The sequence below is a fragment of the Accumulibacter sp. genome, from assembly GCF_032229525.1.
GTDB lineage: Bacteria > Pseudomonadota > Gammaproteobacteria > Burkholderiales > Rhodocyclaceae > Accumulibacter.
Genome location: NZ_JAVTWB010000179.1, coordinates 1 through 21,617, shown reverse-complemented (window position 1 = coordinate 21,617; position 21,617 = coordinate 1). Strand labels below are relative to the sequence as shown.

Below are 21,617 nucleotides of genomic sequence, written 5' to 3'. Positions count from 1 at the left end.
GTCAGGCCGCCTCTAGCGCCGGCTTCCCGTGGTGATCACCAGGTGCGCGGCGACGACCATCAGTACCAGGAAACACCAGACCGACCAGTTGGCCATCGACAGCTCGAGAAACAGCCAATCCTTGCTCGAGCAGAAGCCGGTGGCCAGGAACAGCTCGGGCCAGCGTACGCCAAACCAGTTGACCACTTGCTCGATCAATGTCGGCTCGCCGGAACCGCAGGCCAGGCTGGCATCGGGGAAAAACTGCAGCCAGCTCTGGTACGCCGCGGTTCCCAGGCCACCCGTTGCCGTCAAGCCGACGAGTAGTCCCCAAAGACGAGACCAGCCGGGTAGCAGGACGCCGCCTAGCGCAAAAATGGCGATCAGGAGATAGAGCAGCCGCTGAAAAATGCACAAGGGGCAGGGCTGCAGCCGCATCACTTCGCCGATCATGACGCCGGTCGCCGTCAGGCCCAGGGTGGCCAGCGCCAGCAGGCCAAAACGGGCTCGCAGCGAAACGCGCATCACTGCAATCGATCAGCTGGGCACGTAGCTGCGCAAGCGCATCGATAGTTCCTGCAACTGGCGGACACCCGAGTTTTCGGCCCGCTCGCACCAGTCCTGCAAGTTCTTGAGAAGATGCTCACGTGACGCATTCGAGCGCTCCCAGACCGCCACCAGCTCCTGGCGCATGGCGTAGAGGGTGTGCAGCGCGCGGCTCTCGCCACGCAGCAATTCGAGCCGCCCGCGCAACTCCTGCGGGACGTCGCTGGAGTCCTCGGCCAGCCAGGGTTTGAGACCCTTGAAGCGCCTGGCATCCTGCCGTTTGCCGACTTCCTCGCGATAGACCTGCTTGAGTGAGTGGGTGTAGCGCGAAAGCACGTCGTAACGGTTGGCAATTACCGCCTGCAAGGTGTCGAAATCGACCTCTGGTCGCAGCGTGCCCAAACGCGGTATCGGGGCCACCTTCTTGACGTGCGCGAGGCCCAGCGCAGCCAATGTCCGGATATAGAGCCAGCCGATGTCGAACTCGTACCAGCGGTTGGACAACTTGGCCGAGGTTGGAAACGCGTGATGATTATTATGAAGTTCCTCGCCGCCGATGAGAATGCCCAGAGGAGAGATATTGGTACTGGCATCCTGCGTGCTGAAATTGCGGTAGCCCCAGAAATGGCCGAGACCGTTGATCACTCCAGCCGCCCAGAACGGAATCCAGGCCACCTGCACGATCCACATCAGCGGCCCGGAAAGCACGCCGAACACGGCCACATCGATGGCCAGCAGGATCACCACGCCGAGTTTGTGCCAAGGCGTGTAGAGGTGATTCTCGATCCAGTCGTTCGGGGTGCCATGGCCGTAGCGCTGCAGGGTTTCGGTGTTCCTGGCTTCCTTCACGTAGAGAAACACCCCGGTCCAGAGGACACGATGGATGCCGTAAACCTGGGGACTGTGTGGGTCGTCAGGCGTTTCGCACTTGCCGTGGTGCTTGCGATGGATGGCGGCCCATTCTTTGGTCACCATGCCGGTGGTCAACCACAGCCAGCAGCGAAAGAAATGGGCGACCAGCGGATGCAGGTCCAGCGCTCGATGCGCCTGATGCCGGTGCAGAAAGATGGTTACCGAGGCGATCGTCACGTGGGTCAAAGCCAACGTTGCCAGCACGTAGGCCCACCAAGGCCAATCGACTAATCCAGCGTACATGAATCACCCTCAAAAGATCGAACCTTGAATTCTAAGGCAATTCCAGCCATGCACCAAACGCCGTTGCGCAGGGTGTAGGGCATCGTTCCACTGCCCATCGCCGATCAGGATTCGACCCTGACCCGCGTCACTTCTGCCCGTTCGGCGGATGGTGTTCTCGCTGGCCTGTCTCAGACGCCGTCAGACGCGGACAATGCGCACGCTGTCGGTGCTGCCGGCACGTGGTCCGGTCGATGCGAAGACCACTGCCACCAGGTCGCCGTCGCGCACCATTCCGGCGACGCGTGCGGCGGCGATGGCAAGCCGCAGTTGTTCTCCCTCAATGTTCTCCGGGACCAGCAGCGGTTGTACGCCCCATACCAGACAGAGCCCACCGAGGACCGGCGGGGCCGTGGAGATGCCGGCGATCGGTACCCTGGGTCGAAAAGCCGCGATGCGATGTGCGGTCAGACCGCTGCGCGTCGGGCAGAGGATCGCCGCGACACCGAGGTCTTCTGCCGCCTGGACCGCAGCGTGGGCCACCGCCCAGGCCACCCGATCGGCATCGGCGCCGGCGATCGAGGCGGGATCGACGCGCTCGTGCGGCCAGCCTTCGGCCGACTCCGCGACTTCGCTCATCATCCGCACGGTCTGGCACGGGAACAGCCCGACCGCGGTCTCTTCCGAAAGCATCAAAGCGTCAGTGCCGTCGAGTACGGCGTTGGCGACGTCGTTGACCTCGGCGCGCGTCGGCAACGGCGAGCGCGTCATCGACTCGAGCATCTGGGTGGCGGTGATCACCGGCTTTCCAGCCATGTTGCAGGCGCGGATGATCTCCTTCTGCAGCAGGGGTACGCGCCGCGCCGGCATCTGGATACCGAGATCGCCGCGTGCGACCATCACCGCGTCGGCGGCGTTGATGATGCCCGCAAGGTTATCGACCGCCGCCGCCGTTTCGATCTTGGGTACCAGCGCTGGCCGCATGCCGCGCTTCGGGAGCATCGCACGCACTCGCTCGACGTCGTCGGCGTGGCGTACGAACGACAGGCCGAGAAAGTCGACTTTCGCCGCAATCGCCATTTCGAGCGCCAGGGCATCGCGGGCGGTGAAGGGCTCGACATGGGCTTCGGCGCGCGGCAGGTGCATCCCCTTGCGTGAGCGCAGCGTGCCACCACGAACCACTTCTGTCCGCACGTCGCTGCCAACCGGTTCCAGCACGCGCAGGACGATCGCGCCGTCGGCAAGGTAGACTTCGTCGCCTCGGCGTGCCCACTGGGCAAGGTCGGGCAAGGTCGTGGCGACGTGATGCGCATCGCCGATGCCACCGTCGGTGCCGATCAGGACGAACTCCTGGCCAGACTCGAGTTCGACTTCGTCACCCGCCACGAGACCTGTACGGATCTTCGGGCCGGGCATGTCGACCAGGACCCCGACGCTGCGGCCAAGGTCATTCGCAACCTCGCGAACCAGGCGCGCGTTGTTGCTGTGCGTTAGCATGTCCGAGTGGGCAGCGTTGAGTCGCACGACATCGACGCCGGCTTCCAGCAGTTGCCGCAGGGTCTTCGGTGCGGCTGTGGCGGGGCCGATCGTGGCCACGATTTTCGTTCGGCGCATCAGGTACTCCTCAATCGCTTCGACAGCCTGTTCTTGGTTCCGGACCGGGGCGGGAAGTTCAACGGGCCGGCCGGCAGTATAGGGAGCGCTCGCAACCGTCGTCAATCAGGGATCATCTGCCGAGCCTTCCGGAGGAATTTCCGGATTTACAGGCAAGCGGACTGGCAGAGGCGGTGGGGCTGGTCGTTGGCGGGCTTTCCGCTTGTTTTATCGGACGTTGGGCGGCGGACGAGCGAGTTCCCACCGCGTCGTGGGGCTGCAAGCTTGCAGTGATGACTACGTGCTCGAGTTGGTCCGGCACTTGATCGGCGGGTCAATTGCCGCGCGAGATGCGGATCGCCGTGGGCTCTTTCCACGCTCGTCGGGGCCACGGGCGCCCGGTGCGTGACCAGGAGCTTGCTTAATGCATATTTCTGCTTCTCGTCAGCGCCAACCGCGACGCGTCTGGCAGCAGCCGGCCATCTTCCCCCGGATTTCCTGCCTGGCGCGCCCGGTGCCTCGAACGTCTCCGGGAAACGGTGCATTTTCATCTCGCCGGTCGGACGCAAGTTGTCTTCGCCGGCACGACCAGGCAAGGCTCCGCTTTCGCTGACGGGCTGCCACAGTGGACGCCATTACGGAAATCCACAATGGCCGTTGCGAACAGGACTTGTCAGAATCGGTTTGGAATCGAAACAGGACTTGTCAGAATCCTCTTGAAAGCGAAACAGGACTTGTTAGAATCTGCTTGGAACCGAAAGCCGAGGTTGATCAGAGTGACGTCGGGTGACCGACAGCTTGTCCTCGTGATCCATGCGCTTGCGAGTTGGGCGCAGACCGACCCCGGTCTTCAGTGCCCACTCGATGATCGTATGACGCCATACGTGCGAGAGGGGGGCAGCACAGCCTCCTGCGAGCATGCAAGGCGGGAAAAACGACATTGAATGAGGATGCAAAAGGCGAAGTTGCTCGCACTCACGACGGCAAGATGTTTGTCCTTTGCGCCACAAGGTACCAACCTTGTCTTATAAACAAGACGATAAATTCATATGTAGTAGTAATTCTGGATAGGAGACTCCATGAAGCACATGAAAAAGATCAGCGTTGCCCTGACCGCCCTGGCCATGGCCTTTGCCGCACCATCCGCCCTGGCGAAATGTGAGAAGGGCGAAGTTATCGCCAAGCTCAGCCACGTGACTGGCGGCTCGACGCATCCCAAGGTAGTGGCGTCCAATCACCTGGCAGAACGTGTCAATAAAGAGATGAAAGGCAAGCTGTGCATCGAGGTTTATCCAAACAGCACACTGTTCGGTGACAGCAAGGAGCTTGAAGCGTTGCTGGTCGGCGATGTGCAGCTGCTGGCGCCCTCGCTGTCCAAGTTTGGCTCCTACACGCCCAAGCTTGGCGTCTTCGACCTGCCGTTCATCTTTGTCGACATTGACCAGGCGATCCGCTTTACCAACTCGCCCGAAGGCAAGAAATTGCTCAAGTCGATGGAAGGCGTCGGCTTTGTCGGCCTGGGTTACTGGATGTCCGGCATGAAGTACTTCTCGGCCAACAAGCCCCTGATCCTGCCCACCGACGCCAAAGGGATGAAGTTCCGGGTGCAGACCTCCGACGTGGCCAAGGCGATGATCGAAGCCATGGGTGCCTCGCCGCAGCCGATGGCCTTTGCCGAAGTCTACGGCGCGCTGCAGACCGGGGTTGTCGATGGTCAGGAGAACACCTGGTCGAATATCTATACCCAGAAGTTCTTCGAGGTCCAGAACAGCACGACGGAGACCAACCATCAATTGCTGGCGTACATGTTGTTGACTTCGGCCGAGTGGCTCAACAGCCTCAAGCCTGCTGTTCGCGATCAGTTCCTGAAGATCGTCGACGAAGTTTCCAACGAAACCAACCTGGCAGTCAAAGCGGACGAAGCGAAGAACCGCGATAACATCATCAAGGCGGGCGGCAAGGTCAACAAGCTGACGCCCGAGCAACGCAAGAAGTGGGTGGAAGCCATGACTCCGGTTTGGAAGAAGTTCGAGAAAGAGATCGGCGCAGACACCATCAAGGCTGCGGCTGGTTCATAACCGAGCAGGTAGAAAAGGGCCAGGTTTCTTCTGGCCCTTTTCCTTGGACCCGCAAGAAAAAACGTCATCAATCGGATCGCCTGAATTCCCAGAGGTTTTTCTCTGCGCTGCAGTCGGTCGCGAGATCGCTTCGTTCGGCGCGATGACATTCGTTCAAGAACATGACTAAAGGTGTTTGCCATGGGAGCTTACTGGTTTCACGTTTACCTCTTAATCTTCATCGTAGTTCTCTGGGCGCTCGAAAAGAAATTCCCGAAGGCGATGTCGCACGCCGAGGAGTCGCTTCTCGTTCTGGTGATCACCTCGATCATGGCCGTGTCCTTTTTCCAGGTGATCGCCCGCTACGGATTCAATACCGGTTGGTCCGCCGCTCTGGAATTCAATACGACGATGTTCTCCTGGCTGATCATGCTGGGGATGGGTTACGGCCTGAGAACCAGCCTGCACCTGGGTGTTGACATCATCATCAAGGCCGTTCCCTCACCGATGACCAAGGCGCTGTCGTTGTTCGGCGCAGCCTGCTGCATGCTCTACGGCCTGGTGCTCCTGGATTCTTCCTGGTTGGCCTGGTTCGGTGTCGATACCAAGGGTGGCGCCATCGACTACTGGCTGAAAATGTACAAGATCGGCATCGGCTCGGAAGAATTGCACTATCCGGGATTCGTCCAAGATGCCTTTGGTATCCAGTCCCGTATTCACCGCTGGCTGTTGTTGCTGATTCTGCCGGTTGGTCTGGCGCTGATGGCATTCCGGTCAGTGCAGGCTTTTGTCGATATTGCAACCGGCCGCCGCAAGCTTCTCATCAGCGGCCATGAAGCAGAAGACATGGTCGAAGAGAACAAGCACATCTTGAAAGATTAAACGACTAAGGAACCTAGGATGAACTCTCTCTTTCTTTTTGCGATGGTGCTTGGGCTGCTGTTTATCGGCGTGCCAGTCGGTGTCTCTCTGGGCTTGTCGTCGATTCTCTTCGTCGCCTTCTTCTCCCACGACTCACTGTCATCGGTTGCCATCCAGCTTTTTGGCTCAGGGCAGAACTACACGCTGCTGGCGATTCCGTTCTTCATTCTTGCTTCGTCATTCATGTCGACCGGTGGCGTCGCCAAGCGGCTGATCAATTTTGCAATTGCCAGTGTCGGGCACTTCCAGGGTGGTCTGGCCATGGCGTCGGTGCTGGCCTGCATGATGTTTGCCGCGTTGTCCGGTTCATCGCCTGCGACGGTGGTGGCGATCGGTACCATCGCCATTGCCGGCATGCGTCAGGTGGGTTATTCGAAGGAGTTTGCGGCGGGCATCATCTGTAACGCCGGTACGCTGGGCATCCTGATTCCGCCGTCAATCGTCATGGTGGTCTACGCGGCGGCAACCGACGTTTCCGTCGGCCGGATGTTCCTGGCCGGCGTCATTCCGGGATTGGTGGCAGGTCTGATGCTGATGGGGGCCATCTACATCGTTGCCCGGGTCAAGGGCCTGCCCAAGGAAGAATGGCGCGGTTTCGGCGCGATCCTGGATGGCGCCAAGGAAGCGGGATGGGGTCTGTTTCTGGTGGTGATAATCATGGGGGGGATCTATGGCGGCGTATTCACGCCGACAGAAGCCGCCGTCGTCGCCGCCGTTTACTCCATTCTTGTCGCGCTGTTCGTCTATCGTGACATGGGTCCGCTGAAGGAGACGCCATGGGTGGCCAAGTCGGACAGCCAGGCGGCACGCGTCGGTTTCAATGCCGGCGTCTACGCGGTGTCCTTCTTCATGGTCTGGATGATCCTCTCTTTCTTCGCCACCGACGGCATGGAAGCAACCGGGAAAATCCGGGCCATCTGGGGGCTGGGCATGTCGCTCACCATCTTTGTCGGCTATCTGGTCAAGGTTGGCGGTGCGCATGGCTCGATAGCGGCGTGTTTTACGGGTGGGCTGGGCATCTGGGGTCGAAACCTGGGTTTGCTGGCCAGGAATTTCTTTCCGGCGCTGTTTGGCAGCGAATCGCGTGCGACCATGCTGCACGGTACCCGTACCACGGTGATGCTGATGTTCATCATCGCCAACGCCATGTTGTTTGCCCATACCCTGTCGGCGGAACAAATTCCGCAGGAGATCACGGCGTGGATGCTGCAAGCCGGGTTCACCTGGTTCACCTTCCTGATTGCAGTGAACATTCTGCTGCTCATCGGAGGCCAGTTCATGGAGCCGTCCGGTTTGCTGGTGATCGTCGCGCCAGTGGTCTTTCCGATCGCCATGGAGCTGGGCGTTGACCCGATTCACCTGGGCATCATCATGGTGGTGAACATGGAAATCGGCATGATCACGCCGCCGATCGGCTTGAACCTGTTCGTGACCTCGGGTATCACCAACATGAGCCTGGCAACGGTGGTGAAGGCAGCAATGCCTTTCGTCGGGGTCTTGATGATCTTCCTGGTCCTGGTGACCTACGTGCCTTGGCTCTCGACAGCGTTGCCGTATGCCCTGATGGGACCGGAACTGGTAATCAAGTAGGTAGTTCGGCGGCTTCGCGCCGTCCGCACGCAGCACTTGTCCGCCGCCGACCTGCAATGGGTCGGCGGCGGCATGGTTTCTAGCTTGGCGGCAGCGGTCATCGGTAGGATCTGGCATGACTCCTTCCTCTTGGCGGCAGGCTTCGACCGACCTGGGGCGCGACGATTCCATCCCTGTTGACTACTGATCTACCGAGCGTGCGGTCAGCCAAACAAAAACAGGCGCTGGCTTTCAGGTTAGAATACCGCGCTCGAATTATCAGCATACTGTCACCTACGGTTGGGCTTGATGAAAACCAGTTTCCTCGACTTCGAACAACCGATTGCCGATCTCGAAGGCAAAATTGAAGCGTTGCGCTTCGCGCAGGACGATTCGGCCGTCGATATTTCCGACGAGATCAGCCGCCTGGAGAAGAAGAGCCAGAGCCTGACCAAGGACACTTACGCCAGGCTCTCCGCCTGGCAGGTTTCGCAAGTGGCGCGCCACCCGCAACGGCCTTATACGCTGGACTACCTGTCGCTGATCTTTACCGATTTCGAGGAGTTGCACGGTGACCGTGCGTTTGCCGACGATCACGCGATCGTTGGTGGACTAGCCCGATTCAACGGTGAACCGGTCATGGTTATCGGCCACCAGAAGGGGCGTGATACCAAGGACAAGATCTTTCGCAACTTCGGCATGCCGCGCCCGGAAGGTTATCGCAAGGCGCTGCGCCTGATGCGACTGGCCGAGAAGTTCCGTATTCCGGTACTGACATTCATCGATACGCCCGGTGCCTACCCGGGTATCGACGCCGAAGAACGTGGCCAGTCCGAGGCGATCGGCCACAATCTCTACGTGATGGCTGAATTGAAGGTGCCGATCATCGTCACGGTCATCGGCGAGGGTGGGTCGGGCGGCGCCTTGGCCATTGGTGTTGGCGACGAGGTGCAGATGCTGCAGTATTCGACCTATTCGGTGATTTCTCCCGAGGGCTGCGCGACGATTCTCTGGAAGAGTGCCGAAAAGGCGAGCGAGGCCGCAGAGATCATGGGCATTACCGCGCCACGCCTGAAATCCCTGGGTTTGATCGACAGGATCGTCAATGAGCCGGTTGGCGGTGCGCATCGTGATTATCCAGCGACAGGGCAAAGCCTGAAACAGGCCTTGCAGGAGGCACTGAAGAGGCTTGCCCCGATGCCGACTCGCGACCTGCTCGCTGGACGCCTTGACCGCCTGATGGCCTATGGCCGGGTCAAAGAGCAGACGGGACGCTGAGGTCACCCGGGCGGGAAGCGCGGAGCGAATCCCGCAGACGCTTTCGGCGTTTCTTGAAGCCCGCCTGTTGCCGCGCGCGCGGCTTTGCGTTGGTCTCTCCGGTGGTCTCGACTCTGTCGTGCTGCTGCACGCGCTCGCGCGCCAGCGCCGTGCGGGGCTCCTGTTTGAGCTGTCGGCGGTTCATGTCCACCATGGTCTGAGTGTCAATGCCGACGCTTGGGCAGAATTTTGTGCCGACTTCTGCCGACGCCTGGACGTCGCACTCGAGGTCGTTCGGGTGGAGGTGCCTCGTGCCAGTGGTGAGGGGCTTGAGGCGGCTGCCCGGCGGCTGCGTCATGCGGTGTTTGCTGGCCGCCCCGCCGACTGGCTGGCCCTGGCGCACCATCGCGATGACCAGGCTGAGACCGTCCTGTTCAGGTTGTTGCGCGGGGCGGGCGTCAGCGGTGCCGCCGGGATGCCGGCCGAGCGGCCTCAGGCGAGCGGCCCACGCCTGATTCGTCCACTGCTTGCCTTGCCTCGTTCGGCAATCGCACATTATGCTGAAAAGCATTCGCTACAGTGGACCGAGGACGAAAGCAACGCCAATGCACACTATCGCCGCAACCACTTGCGGCGCGAAGTGATGCCGCGAATCGAAGAGCACTTTCCCGGAGCTGCGCTGTCACTGGCTCGGGCTGCGCGTCATTTTGCCGAGGCGGCAGCGCTGCTTGAGGAGCTGGCGACGGTCGATCGGGAGGCAGCGGCCAGTATCAGCGGGCGCATCGACGTCGCGCGCTTCAATGCGCTGAGTCCGCCGCGAGCGCGAAACCTCTTGCGTTTCGAGTTACTGGCGGCCGGCTTTCGCGCTCCCGAGGCGCGTTGGCTCGATGAGGCCCTGCGGCAGCTGGCAACGGTCTCTGCCGACTCGCAAACCTGTGTTGCCAACCCGGACGGGGCGATGCATGTCTACCGGGGAGAGTTGCATATCCTTGCACATCCCCCAGCGGTTCCGGCGTCCGCGCTATCCTGGCATGGCGAAGAGGCTTTGCCGTGGGGTGGCGACCGGGTGTCGTTCGTGCGCACGACGGGTGCGGGAGTCAGTCGTTGTCTGCTCGCCGCGGCTCGCGTTTGCCTGCAGTCACGGCGGGGTGGCGAGCGTTTGCAAGCCGATCCGCGGCGGCCGGGAAAGCCATTGCGCAAGTTGTTACAGGAAGCCGCCGTGCCGCCTTGGGAGCGGGCCCGCCTGCCGTTGCTGTGGTGTGGCGAGCGGCTAGCCTGGGTGGGCGGGCTGGGGGTCGATGTCGCGTTTGCCTGCCCGCCGGGCGAGGAGGGGATAGTGCCGGCCTGGGAGAAAGTCGATGGCCCGCCAGCCGTCTTCGCTCACACCGGGCGTTGCGTCGACGGTGGTAGTGGCGGCTGCCGCAGCAGCGAGGGGTGATCGCAGTCAGCGTTTGCCAGCCAGCAGTTGTGCGAGTTCGACGGCTGTTCTGACGCCCATTTTTTCGAAGAGATTGGCGCGATGGACCTCGACCGTGCGCATACTGATCTGAAGTTCATCGGCAATCACCTTGTTCAGGGTGCCCGCCAGAACCCGCTCCATCACCTGCCGCTCGCGCGTCGTCAGCCGGCTGGTCGAGGCGTTCACCGAATCGGCGTCCGACGCTGCGAGGCGCTGGTTTGCATCGAGCTTCAGGGCTTCGATGACGCGATTGACCAGTTCGTTATCGTTGCACGGCTTTTCGACGAAATCGAAAGCTCCCTGCTTGAGTGCCGAGACGGCCATCGGGACGTCGCCGTGACCGGTCAGGAAGATCACCGGCAGCGTGCTGCCGCGCTCGCATAGCAGGTTAAAAAGCTCCGGTCCGCTCATGCCGTCCATGCGGATGTCGAGCAGGACGCAGCCGGTGAGCGAGGGGTTCCAGGCAGCCAGGAAATCTTCGGCAGACGGGTAGCTCAGGCAAGCGACACCGCGTGACTCGAGCAACCAGCCGAGTGAATCGCGGATTGCGTCGTCGTCGTCGACAAGGTAGGCGTGTGGGTTCATTGCAGACCAATCGGCAGAGTGATGACAAAAATCGAGCCGCCTTCCGGGTTGGCTTCGACCCACAGGCGGCCGTGGTGGAACTCGATGATCGAGCGGCAGATATTCAGTCCCATACCCATGCCCTCGGCCTTGGTCGAGAATAAGGGGGTGAACAGCTTCTCTTCGACCTCCGGGGGGATTCCCGGGCCATGGTCGATGACCCTGATCTCCATCTGATGGTTGTCCAGCTGGCTGAGCTTGATCGTCAGCCGCCGTAGCTCCGCCGGCGTGTGCCGCATGGCCTCGATACCGTTGCGCATCAGGTTCAGCAACACCTGCTCGAGCATTACCTGATCAGCCATCAGTTCGGGTCGCATGCCCTGAATCTCGCGCACAATGCGGACGCCGCGCGCTTTGGCAGCCCCTTCGATGAAGCCAATGCTGTCGTCAACGACTTCGGCAAGATCGCAGGGCGCGCGCTTGGGTTCACTCTTGCGGACGAAATCGTGTACCCGGCGGATGATCAGACCGGCGCGCTGCGCCTGTACCGCCAGCTTGCCAAGCGCCTCCTTCAGCTGCGCGGTAGTGAAGTCACCGGATTCGAGCTTGTTCAGGCAACCGGCGTTGTAGCTGGTGATCGCGGCCAGCGGCTGGTTCAGTTCGTGGGCCAGCGTCGAAGCCATCTCGCCCATGGTCACCAGGCGCGAGGTGACCTGCAGTTTCTCCTGTTGTTGCTGGGCGAGCTCCTCGGCGTGCTTGCGCGCGGTGACGTCAATGATCGACGCCATCCAGCCGGTCTGCGTGCCATCTACTTCGATCAGTGGCGCTTCGTAGACCAGCGCGTCAAAACGGCTGCCGTCCTTGCGCATCAGACGGATCTCGAAACCCTCCAGGGGGGGCTTGCCCTCGAGCACGCTTTGATGCAGCAGCAGGGTTCTCTCCATTTCCTCCGGCGCCCAGTAAGGCATTGGCGGCTCTCTGCCGATCAGCTCGTCGGCGTCAAAGCCGACCATCTCCAGGAATGCGGGGTTGACGTAGGTCACGCGACCGTTCAAGTCGCGCGCGCGCATGCCGACCGTCAGCGAGTCTTCCATGGCCTTGCGGAACGCGTACTCCGAACGTAGTGCCTGCTCGGCGAAGAGGCGTCGCTGGATCAGTCCGCGTACGGCCCACAAGCTCCAGAATACCGCCGCGGCGAGAATGATGATCAGCGCAGCAATCAGCGTTTGCGCCAGATTATCGGCGCCGCGGTAGGCGGTGACCTGAAGCACCATGCCGTAGCCGGGTGGGTCAAAGCTGACCGGGTAGCTCAGTGTGGTCGATGCAGCGTCGATCTTCGACTTGCTGGCGAGCGAGTCACCGCTATTGTCAAGAACACGCACCTGGTATTTCTCGGCGAACCACCAGGGTACCTGTTGCTTGAGCAGCCCATCGAGCGAATAGACACCGAGCAGCGTACCGCGATACTCGCCGCCGTCGAAGATCGGCACATAGATTTCGAACTGGGCCTGCTCCGGCGTCCGATAAGCCTCGCTGTAGACGGGGTTACCCAGGCGGACAAGTTCTATTGCGCGTTTGAGATGAACATCGCCAGACATGTCCTCCCCGCTGCGTGGCAGGATCGGCGTCGGGATGCCGCGGACCGGTCGGGCCGAGGCATCCAGCCAGAGCAACTTCTGGAGCTCCGGGCTGTGCTCCAGGATGTGGCCGGCGCGAAGGGCGAACAGGGCGTTCTGGTCGTCCGTCCGGTTCAGGTCGAGAGCGAGTTGGCGCAGCTGTTCCAACTGTCCCTCAAGCTGAAAGCGGACGCTTTGCTCAAGCCAGAGGACGTCGGCAATCAGGGTCGAGCGCTGTTCATCGATCTCGTTCTGACGCAACAGCCAGAGCAGGGCGATCAGCAGGATCAGCAGCAGACCGACGGCCATTTTGAGGATCGAGAGGTACCAGTGCGACCAGTTCGGCGAAACGGGTCGTCGGCGGTCATGCTGGTAGGGGAGCGATGCCTCTTTCATGGCGGCCGATGGTACCCAAAATGACGACGCGAGGGGGCATTGTCCGTCAGAACGGGCCAGCGCGGCGCCCTCCATTTGCAGCAGATTGCACATTTCCACGATACTAGTCAGCATCGGTTTCTGCCCTGTTCATGCACGCAGGCAGAGCATCGCTTGATGTCCAGCGACGGTGGTCAACAGTTCTCGATCGAGGAGGCAACGTGAAAGTTATCCATCTGCTATTCGGCCTGGTCGCCTCCGCTCTCGCCGCGATGCCTTTCGTGGCCCTTGCGCAGAACCCTATCGTCATCAAGTTCAACCACGTCGTGGCGGTCGATACTCCCAAGGGACTCGCCGCCGAGTTCTTTGCCAAGCGAGCGGGAGAACTGACCCGGGGCAAGGTCAGGGTCGAGGTGTACGCGAACTCGACCTTGTACAAGGACAAGGAGGAAATGGAAGCCTTGCAACTCGGTGTCGTGCAGATGCTTGCTCCCTCGCTGGCCAAGTTCGCGCCGCTGGGCGTAAGGGACTTCGAAGTCTTCGATCTGCCGTACATCTTCGACAGCTACGCCGAACTGCACAAGGTGACCAAGGGTTCGATCGGGCAGGGTCTGTTCAAGAAGCTTGAGCCCAAGGGAATCATCGGCCTGGCGTACTGGGACAACGGGTTCAAGTCGTTTTCGGCAAACACGCCGATCTTGATACCGGATGACCTGCAGGGAAAGAAGATGCGCATACAGCCCTCAAGCGTACTTGACGCGCAGATGCGGGCGCTCAAGGCGATACCCCGGATGCTGGCCTTCTCGGAAGTCTATCAGGCGCTCAAGACCGGTATTGTCGATGGCACCGAGAACCCGATTTCCAATCTGTACACGCAGAAGATGTTTGAAGTCCAGAAGTATTTGGCATTGACCGAACATGGCTATCTGGGTTACGCGGTGGTGGTCAACAAGCGGTTCTGGGATAGTCTGCCGGCGGATGTTCGTGACCAGCTGGAAACGGCGATGAAGGAGTCGACCAGATACGCCAACGATATCGCCAAGGAGCAGAACGACAAGGATCTCGAGGCGGTGAGAAAGAGCGGCAAAATGCAGGTCCATGTGCCGACCGCCGAGCAGCGCCAGGCCTTCAAGAAGGCATTGATACCGGTACACAAGGAGATGGAGTCGCGTATCGGCAAGGATCTCCTGCAATCGGTGTATCGGGAGACCGGTTTCGATCCGGCCAGGCTATAAGCCAGGGCCGGTCTCTGTTGGCCGCGGTTCTCGATCTCCCGATGATTCCGGACGGATCGTCCGGGCCATGACAAGGGTATTGTAGGTCGATGCGCTTGCCCTGAGAGCAGCGTCTGTACCGGTCGAGGACCCGATCAAAGAGCCTATAATTCGCGCTTCGTCCTTTCTCTCTGATCCGGGTTTCTGGTATGGATATCGTCGCTCGTCGTCAAGTCGCGCTGTGGTTGCTGATCTGCAGCGCGATGGTCTTTTCGATTCTGGTGGTCGGTGGCGTCACTCGCCTGACCCATTCCGGTCTGTCGATCGTCGAGTGGCAGCCGATCGTCGGTGTCGTCCCGCCGCTCAATCAGGCCGAGTGGGACGAAACCTTCGACAAATACAAGAAGACGCCGGAGTATCAGCAGGTGAACCATCAGATGTCGCTCGACGAGTTCAAGGGCATTTTCTTCTGGGAGTACTGGCACCGCGTCCTCGGACGCCTGATCGGCGTCGTCTTCCTCTTGCCGTTCATCTGGTTCTGCTGGCGAGGCAAGGTGAAACGGTCGCTGCTGCCGAAGCTGCTGGGGATCTTCCTGCTCGGTGGCATGCAAGGGGCGATGGGCTGGTACATGGTCAAGAGCGGGCTGGTCGATGACCCGCGGGTCAGTCACTATCGGCTGACCGCGCATCTGTCTCTGGCTTTCCTGATCTTCGTGGCGATGTTCTGGCTGGCCCTCGGGCTGCTCGCCGAGCGCGCCCGTGCGACCACCGATGCGACGCTCAAGGGCCTGCAACGCATCGGTTTCTGGCTGCTGATGCTGGTTGCCTACATGGTCGTCAGTGGCGGGTTTGTCGCCGGCATCCGCGCCGGCAAGGCCTACAATACTTTTCCGTTGATGAACGGGCACATCCTGCCACCGGAAAGTTTCATCATCGATCCGTGGTACCTCAACTTCTTCAACAATATGGCGCTGGTCCAGTTCGACCATCGCCTGGGGGCATGGCTGCTGGCCTTTCTGGTGCCGTGGTTCTGGTGGAAGATCAGGACGGCTGCCGTTTCAACCGGCGCACGTCAGGCCGCGACACTGCTGATGGTGGTGCTGTTCGTACAGATCACGCTCGGTATTACGACTCTGCTGCTGGCTGTTCCGGTTGGCCTCGGTGCCGCGCATCAGGGAGGCGCGATGGTCGTTCTCGGCCTTCTGCTGTGGGTGAATCATGAACTTCGCGTGGAGCGTGTCGCGAGCCTCGCTACTTGATGACTGGCCAGGGTTTGCGGCTGCGGCAAATTCGCCGGACAGCACTGCTGCTGACCGCGCTGTCGCTGTTGGTGGTGTTGCTCAGCGCCTACCTTCGTCTTGACGGGGCCGGGCTGGGTTGTGCCGATTGGCCGGCCTGCTACGGGCGGCTGCTGAGCGGCGAACCCCAGGCACAGCCGTTCTCTCCTCTGCGGCTATTGCATCGCGCCACGGCCTCGGTATTCCTGTTACTGGCGTGTTACCTGCTCTGGTTGTGCCTGCGGCGCCCGTCCATCCGACCAGCCGCGCTTCCAGCGACGCTGCTGGTGCTGCTGGTTCTGGTGCTCTCGGCGCTCGGATTCTGGAGTTCGGATCCGAGGCTGGTGCTGGTCGGCTTCCTCAACATCATCGGTGGTTTTGGTCTGGTGACCTTTTCGTGGCGAGTGGTGCTGGCCAGCCGACCCGAATATCGGTCCGAGCGCGCGCCAGCCCCGGTGCTGCGTCTCGGGGTGGCGATGCTGTCGCTGACGGTTGTCTTCGGCGCGCTGATTGGCGCCGGGTACGCCGCGCTGACTTGCGTTTCCTTGCCTGATTGCGGCGGGCGGTGGTGGCCGGCCGCGACCATCTGGGCAGCGCTGACGCCGTTCACCACGCTGGCAGCTGTGCCACCGGCGGGCGACGCTGGCGGGATTGGCCTGCATCTGCTGCACCGTTGGGCTGCGCTTGGCACCCTCTTGCTGCTTGGTGCGGCGTCGCTGCAGGCGCTTGGTGACGAGGAGACGCGCAAGGCGGCGGTGACGCTGCTGCTTCTGCTGGCCGCCGAAGTCGCTCTCGGGGGGCTGACGGTGAGCAGCGGTTTCAATCTGTGGCTGGCAGTCGGCCATGGTGTCTGTACCGCGGCACTGCTAGCGACATCGAGCTCGCTGCTGCAGCGCCGGTAGATACTCGTTGGCGCGTGCTCGCTGCCACGCGCCAGCCTTCGCTGCTCAGTGTTTGTTGTGTTCGCTGGCCGGGGATGCCGCCGCGGTCAGGTCACGCACCTCGGCCTTGATCGGCACGGCTTCGACCTTCTTGTCCGGACCCTCGATCTGCAGCGTCAGCGTCACCGAATCACCCTTCTTCAGCGGCTGCTTGAGCTTCATCAGCATCACGTGGTAGCCGCCAGGTGCCAGTTGCACCGGCTTGCCGGCAGGCAGCTCAAGGCGTTCGACGGCGCGCATCTTCATCATCCCGCCGTCCATCTTCATTTCGTGGATCTCGGCGATGTCCGCAGCCGGACTGGCCGCGCCGACCAGCGTCGCGCCTGACTTGCTGGTGATTTCCAGGAAAGCCCCGGTAGCCTGTTGGCCGGTCACCGTGCCTCGTACCCATGCATCCTTGATCTCGATATCGGCGGCGAGTGCGGCCGCCGAAGACAGGCCGAGCACGAAGGCCATCGCCAGTTGGGTTCGCGTTGCTTTCAATCCGTACTCCTTGGTCGTTCAGGGGGCTAGATTATAAACGGCGGCCCGTGCCGCCTTGTGCGACAAGATGCCGCACTCGCCAGGGCAGGGAGGCCAACGGCGGGCTTACGGCTTCTGCATCCAGTTGCCTTGAGCGTCTTCGATCCACCAGCCGGAATGGAACTGCGCTTGCCATCGCTTGATCTGAGCCTCGCGGACCACCGGTTCGGCGTCCTGGCCACCGTGTGCTTCGGCGATGGCGTAGATCAGCGAGTTACGATCGGGGTTTTCCTGGTCGATGAGTTTTTCGGCGATCTGTCGTTGCGCCAGGTTGAGGTGGCTACCGTCATGAATCTTGATCATGCCATCGTTACCCAGCCCGATGATCCCGACGTCGTAAAAACGGACCAGCCGCGAGGTCCTCTGCGCCAGGGTGTGCTTGACGATGATCACCGGCGGGGTGCCGATATCCAGATTGATCTGCGCGCTGGTCGGAGCGGCGGCGACGGGCAGGGAAAGAAAGGCGAACAGCAAGAGGAAGCGTTTCATGTCATGTTTCCTGGTAGTCAATTGCCGGCCAGCAGCAGCTTCAGATCGGAGGCAACGCTGTCGGGGCTCTCGCCGTGGCGAACGAGAAGCCGTAGCCGCCCCTGCGGATCGAAAACGAAGCTGCCGGTGGAATGGTCGATGGTATAGCTGTCTGGTGTACTGCCTGCCTGTTTCGCGTAGAAGACCTTGAACTCCTTCGCGGCTGCAGCGATGGCGGCTTGGTCGCCGTGCAGGCCGATGAAGCCGGGGTCGAAGGCGGTGACGTATTCGGACAATAGCTGAGCGGTGTCACGCGTCGGGTCGAGCGTCACAAACAGCACTTGCACGCGTTTGGCATCTTCGCCGAGACGGCTCAGTGCCTCGCGCATTGCCAGCAACGTGGTCGGGCATACGTCCGGACACTGCGTGTATCCGAAAAAGACGATGATCGCCTTGCCCTTGAAGTCGGCCAGCTGACGTGGCTGGCCGTTGTGGTCGGTGAGGGCGAGGTTCTTTCCCCAGTCGACGCCGGTAATGTCGGTCGACCTGAAAACCACCGGCTGTGAACAGGCTGCGAGCAGCAGGGTGAAGGACAGGATCAGGGTCGAGAGTATTTTCATGGTCGTCGATCGTTTGCAGCGAAAACTGGCGCGTTGGCATGCCCGGGAAGGTGGGCCCATGCCTTGCTCGGGAAGCGGTCAGAGCGAATTGGGAGCAAGCGTTCCTGCCCGAGGGACGGGTCGGCGACTGCCGGCGTCTGCCGCGGTGCATGTCGCCTGGCATTGTCGGCTCGCCGACGGCCGCTCGCCTTGATACAGGTTAATCCTTGTCCACCATTCTGCTGCGGCAGCCCAAGGATACCCCCGATTGGCGACTGCTCGGGAGTTTCGTACGGACACGGCTCAGTCGAAGGATCATCGTTCTGATCGGTGGCCTACGCTTTCCGGGTCTGGCTGTCGCTTCACTCTGGTCGCCCTCATCGCCAGGGCCTCGTTGGCGACCAGCGCGCCAAGAACCAGCGCGCCGCCGGTCAGCGTATTGGGTCCCGGATTTTCGCCGGCGCCGAGCCACGCCCAGCTGACCCCAAACACCACTTCGAGCAGACCGAGCAGGGCAATCTCCGGCGCCGGCAGTTCGCGTGACAGACGGACCAGCAGCATACAGGGTAGGGCCAGCTGAACGGAGCCCAGCAGGGCCAACAGTGCGAGGTCGTGAGCCGATGCCTGGAAGGGATAGGCGAACGGCACGGTATACAGCGACGACAGTACGGCACCGATCAGCAATGCCGGCAACATGTCCTGGTGGCCGGGCTTTGCCGGGTCAGTGCGGCCATGGCCGACGTGCTGCAGTATCGTGAAGTTGAGTGCGGCGGCCAGGGGAATGGCCAGTGCGACCAGCGTCCCGGTGAGCGACAGCCCCGTCCGAGCCTCCTGCCCGAACATCCAGCCGATGCCCACACCGGCCATTGCGATAGCCACCCAGGTTCTGATCGGCAGCTGGTGCTGCAGGAAAACACGCGCTGACAGGGCGGTGATCAATGGTCCGATGGCCATCATCACCAGCACGTTGGCAACGGTGGTCAGGGTGATGGCCAGCATGAAGGCGGTCGCCATCACCGACCAGCAGACACCCGAGAACCACACTGGCCAAGGTGCGTGCAGCAGGTCACGCCACAGTCGTGGTCCGCGCATCAGGGTCAGCGCAATACTCAGCGCCAGCGCGCTGAACAGGCTGCGCCAGAAAGTGACCTCGAAGCTCCCGGCCGTGTCCAGATGGCGGGAGACTACGCCGGCCATGCTCCACAGCAGGGTGACCAATACCATCAGGGCGACCGCGCGACGGTGCGACATTTCGGTAACTTCCTGCCGCCAAGACGCATGCGGCGCGAGAAAAGGCCGCCATTGTGCAGCATTTTCGGTCGTTTGAACCGGTTTGCGCGAAAGGACCGCTCTGCCGTTTGAGCCGCGTGTCCCAGTGCGCGTTGGGGGGCAAAAAGGCCGTCGAATCCGCGGGGCTGTTTAGCCGTAGTGCTGTGCGACGTGATAGCCACCGCCGGCGCCCAAGACCGACTCGACCAGGCAGTAGCTGCTTATCCGCCAGTGCAGTCGGGCTGGTTCGGCCGGGGGGCTGGCTCCCGCCGCCCGTCGCGCCAGCGTCACGTGTGGGCGAAACCGACGTGCTTCCACCGACAGATCAATGGCTCGTAGCGCTTCCGCAAGGCGGACATGGAGCTCAATCAACGCTGCGGAGGGCTCGCTCGTCTGCAGCACCGCGAGACCGCGCGGCCAGATTTCGGCACGCGTCAGGCACAGTTCGAAAGCGGTAGTCGGCACCTGCAGTCGGGCGGCCAGCTCCGCCACGCGTTCGCGCGCCACCGTACCGAGGAAGTGCAGGGTGAGATGGAGCCGATCGGCTGTGATCGGGGACGATTCCCTGGGCCACGTCCATTGCTGCAGATAATGGACGAGCTGTGCGCGTTCGTCTGGCGCTGGCCACAGTGCGAGAAACAGCCGCGCCTGACCGGGCAGTTCGGGCAGCGTGGAGACGGATGGTGGATTGGCGATAGCGGCTACCTTTGTTGGCGTCTGCCCGGCGGTTTGACAAGCGAAGCCCTCACTTTACAATGCCAATGGTACGGTCACGGTGCCGCTGCGATCCGGCGGCCTTTGTCGAGACGCCAAGCGCTTTGCATTTCTTGAACGCCATCGTCGCAGTCGACGGGCCCCGCTGGCGAGGAAAGAAGGGCAGGTAGTGGCATCCGTGCCGTTCATCAAAACAGACCGAGGAGACAAATATGGCGAAACTGTCTGAAATCGAAGGCATTGGGCAAGCTTACGCAGCCAAACTCGAAGAGGCGGGCGTCGGTTCTCTGGAAAGCCTCTTGAAAACATGTTGCCAGAAGAGTGGCCGCAAGGAAATTGCCGAGAAATCGGGAATCAGCGAAAAGCTGATTCTCAATTGGGTGAATCGCGCCGACCTGTCGCGAATCACGGGTGTCAGCACGCAGTATGCAGATCTGCTGGAGTGTGCGGGTGTCGATACCGTTCCTGAATTGGCGCAGAGAAACGCGGAGAATCTGCACGCAAAAATGGCCGAGTTGAACGGGGAAAAGGACCTGGTTCGCAAGCTTCCAACGGCGGCGCAAGTGCAAGACTGGGTGGCGCGGGCCAAGGAATTGCCTCGGGTCGTTACGCATTAGGGCGGCGAAGCCAGGAACCGGTTCTGATTTCTACCGTGTTGCGCACGACGTGAAAACAGCCCCGACGGGGCTGTTTTAGGTGATGCTGCAGGAGCGGCCACGGCTACTTGCTTACCGACCTGGATCAAAGCAGGTGATGTTGGCGCGCGACTTCACCGCGCAGCCGGTGGGCCGGTCCAATGAGACGAAATGCCGCATCCGGAGACGGGCGGGGCGACATACAATAGCGCCCTTTCGCGCACACTTTGGTGCTAGCTGAAACAGGACAGAGTTGAGCGAAATGTCGGGTCAGGCGCACGCCGTTTCCACCTACTTCGAGCTTCCGGGCGAACACAGGCAGCCCGTCTGGCGGCTGGCGTTGTGCGTCTTGGTGGTGCTGGGGGTACATTTGCTCGGCCTTTTCCTGGCCTTCGGGACGGTTGGGCGCAGCGCGCCGGCGGAAGCCCTGCCGGTACTTACCGTGCGTGTGCTTGAGCTTGTCGCGCGGCGGCCAGAAGTCGCAAAGCCCCAGGTAGTCGAGTTGCCGCCAAAGGTCGATCCCACACCAAGGGTCGAGCGGCCAGAAAAAAAGATCCGGCGAGCCAAGCCTTCTCGGGCGTCCGCAGTACCAGTGGAGAAAGCGTCGCCAACACCCCCGCCGATATTGGCGGCAACCGCCACCGCGCCAGCGACGACTGCCTTCACTGTCGAGCCACAACCCGCAGCGGGACCGGCAGACTCGCCTGCCGTGCCGGCGCCGGTGGTGGTCGCGGCCCGTTTCGACGTCGATTACCTGCGCAATCCTCCGCCGGTCTATCCGGAATCCTCACGGCGACTGGGTGAGGAAGGGCGCGTGCTGCTGCGGATCAGGGTCAGCGCGCAGGGTTTGCCGACGAGCGTCGAGATCAAGCAGTCGAGTGGTTTCCGGCGTCTGGACGAAGCCGCCC

Annotated in this window: 20 protein-coding genes; 10 read left to right on the top strand and 10 right to left on the bottom strand. The window is 61.6% G+C overall.

The window, feature by feature from the left end; genetic code table 11:
* Positions 1 to 12: 12 nt before the first annotated feature.
* The 3 genes from RUW20_RS13885 to pyk form a co-directional block, all read right to left on the bottom strand.
* Positions 13 to 504 carry a disulfide bond formation protein B gene (locus tag RUW20_RS13885; protein WP_313952821.1) on the bottom strand — a complete coding sequence of 164 codons (492 nt, stop codon included), beginning with the start codon at positions 502 to 504 and terminating at the stop codon, positions 13 to 15.
* A gap of 12 nt (positions 505 to 516) precedes the next feature.
* On the bottom strand, positions 517 to 1,680 hold the full coding sequence (locus RUW20_RS13880) for a fatty acid desaturase (RefSeq protein ID WP_313952820.1): 1,164 nt from the start codon (positions 1,678 to 1,680) through the stop codon (positions 517 to 519).
* A 180-nt stretch (positions 1,681 to 1,860) separates the two neighbouring features.
* The gene (gene pyk, locus RUW20_RS13875; protein WP_313952819.1) at positions 1,861 to 3,273 is read right to left on the bottom strand and encodes a pyruvate kinase; all 1,413 of its coding nucleotides are present in this window, start codon (positions 3,271 to 3,273) and stop codon (positions 1,861 to 1,863) included.
* A gap of 1,067 nt (positions 3,274 to 4,340) precedes the next feature.
* On the opposite strand from pyk, the gene RUW20_RS13870 reads away from it, so the two are divergent.
* The 5 genes from RUW20_RS13870 (at position 4,341) to tilS (ending at position 10,494) form a co-directional block, all read left to right on the top strand.
* Complete coding sequence (locus RUW20_RS13870) at positions 4,341 to 5,330, top strand: DctP family TRAP transporter solute-binding subunit (RefSeq protein ID WP_313952845.1); 990 nt, start codon at positions 4,341 to 4,343, stop codon at positions 5,328 to 5,330.
* Between the two features lie 180 nt (positions 5,331 to 5,510).
* Positions 5,511 to 6,191, top strand: a complete 681-nt coding sequence (locus tag RUW20_RS13865) for a TRAP transporter small permease (RefSeq protein ID WP_313952818.1) — start codon at positions 5,511 to 5,513, stop codon at positions 6,189 to 6,191.
* An 18-nt stretch (positions 6,192 to 6,209) separates the two neighbouring features.
* Complete coding sequence (locus RUW20_RS13860) at positions 6,210 to 7,820, top strand: TRAP transporter large permease (RefSeq protein WP_313952817.1); 1,611 nt, start codon at positions 6,210 to 6,212, stop codon at positions 7,818 to 7,820.
* A 288-nt stretch (positions 7,821 to 8,108) separates the two neighbouring features.
* Positions 8,109 to 9,077, top strand: a complete 969-nt coding sequence (locus tag RUW20_RS13855; RefSeq protein WP_313952816.1) for an acetyl-CoA carboxylase carboxyltransferase subunit alpha — start codon at positions 8,109 to 8,111, stop codon at positions 9,075 to 9,077.
* Between the two features lie 67 nt (positions 9,078 to 9,144).
* Positions 9,145 to 10,494, top strand: coding sequence for a tRNA lysidine(34) synthetase TilS (gene tilS, locus RUW20_RS13850; protein WP_409559369.1), 1,350 nt, complete (start codon positions 9,145 to 9,147; stop codon positions 10,492 to 10,494).
* A 6-nt stretch (positions 10,495 to 10,500) separates the two neighbouring features.
* Here the strand turns inward: tilS and RUW20_RS13845 are convergent, their stop codons facing one another.
* Entirely contained in the window at positions 10,501 to 11,100 is a 600-nt protein-coding gene (locus RUW20_RS13845; RefSeq protein WP_313951502.1) for a response regulator transcription factor, read from the bottom strand.
* Positions 11,097 to 13,205, bottom strand: coding sequence for a PAS domain S-box protein (locus RUW20_RS13840; protein WP_313952814.1), 2,109 nt, complete (start codon positions 13,203 to 13,205; stop codon positions 11,097 to 11,099). Before RUW20_RS13840 ends, RUW20_RS13845 begins: the two co-directional genes overlap by 4 nt.
* Before the next feature lie 86 nt (positions 13,206 to 13,291).
* On the opposite strand from RUW20_RS13840, the gene RUW20_RS13835 reads away from it, so the two are divergent.
* The 3 genes from RUW20_RS13835 (at position 13,292) to RUW20_RS13825 (ending at position 16,463) form a co-directional block, all read left to right on the top strand.
* Positions 13,292 to 14,305 carry a TRAP transporter substrate-binding protein gene (locus tag RUW20_RS13835; RefSeq protein WP_313952813.1) on the top strand — a complete coding sequence of 338 codons (1,014 nt, stop codon included), beginning with the start codon at positions 13,292 to 13,294 and terminating at the stop codon, positions 14,303 to 14,305.
* A 188-nt stretch (positions 14,306 to 14,493) separates the two neighbouring features.
* Positions 14,494 to 15,543, top strand: coding sequence for a COX15/CtaA family protein (locus tag RUW20_RS13830; protein ID WP_313951499.1), 1,050 nt, complete (start codon positions 14,494 to 14,496; stop codon positions 15,541 to 15,543).
* Positions 15,543 to 16,463, top strand: a complete 921-nt coding sequence (locus RUW20_RS13825) for a COX15/CtaA family protein (RefSeq protein ID WP_313952812.1) — start codon at positions 15,543 to 15,545, stop codon at positions 16,461 to 16,463. Before RUW20_RS13830 ends, RUW20_RS13825 begins: the two co-directional genes overlap by 1 nt.
* A gap of 45 nt (positions 16,464 to 16,508) precedes the next feature.
* Here RUW20_RS13825 and RUW20_RS13820 read toward each other — a convergent pair whose 3' ends face one another.
* The 5 genes from RUW20_RS13820 to thpR all read right to left on the bottom strand — a co-directional run bounded on the left by RUW20_RS13820 (position 16,509) and on the right by thpR (position 20,002).
* Positions 16,509 to 16,958 carry a copper chaperone PCu(A)C gene (locus RUW20_RS13820; RefSeq protein ID WP_313952844.1) on the bottom strand — a complete coding sequence of 150 codons (450 nt, stop codon included), beginning with the start codon at positions 16,956 to 16,958 and terminating at the stop codon, positions 16,509 to 16,511.
* Positions 16,959 to 17,090: 132 nt separating this feature from the next.
* Positions 17,091 to 17,513, bottom strand: coding sequence for a DUF1318 domain-containing protein (locus RUW20_RS13815; RefSeq protein WP_313952811.1), 423 nt, complete (start codon positions 17,511 to 17,513; stop codon positions 17,091 to 17,093).
* A gap of 17 nt (positions 17,514 to 17,530) precedes the next feature.
* A complete protein-coding gene (locus RUW20_RS13810) occupies positions 17,531 to 18,112 on the bottom strand; it encodes an SCO family protein (RefSeq protein ID WP_313951496.1) in 582 nt (193 codons plus the stop codon).
* A 294-nt stretch (positions 18,113 to 18,406) separates the two neighbouring features.
* Entirely contained in the window at positions 18,407 to 19,342 is a 936-nt protein-coding gene (locus RUW20_RS13805; RefSeq protein WP_313952810.1) for a DMT family transporter, read from the bottom strand.
* A gap of 168 nt (positions 19,343 to 19,510) precedes the next feature.
* Positions 19,511 to 20,002 carry an RNA 2',3'-cyclic phosphodiesterase gene (gene thpR / locus RUW20_RS13800; protein WP_313952843.1) on the bottom strand — a complete coding sequence of 164 codons (492 nt, stop codon included), beginning with the start codon at positions 20,000 to 20,002 and terminating at the stop codon, positions 19,511 to 19,513.
* Between the two features lie 284 nt (positions 20,003 to 20,286).
* On the opposite strand from thpR, the gene RUW20_RS13795 reads away from it, so the two are divergent.
* Both RUW20_RS13795 and RUW20_RS13790 read left to right on the top strand, forming a co-directional pair.
* On the top strand, positions 20,287 to 20,691 hold the full coding sequence (locus RUW20_RS13795; RefSeq protein WP_313952809.1) for a DUF4332 domain-containing protein: 405 nt from the start codon (positions 20,287 to 20,289) through the stop codon (positions 20,689 to 20,691).
* Positions 20,692 to 20,971: 280 nt separating this feature from the next.
* The coding region (locus tag RUW20_RS13790) for a TonB family protein (protein ID WP_313952842.1) at positions 20,972 to 21,617 on the top strand (646 nt) is incomplete at its 3' end.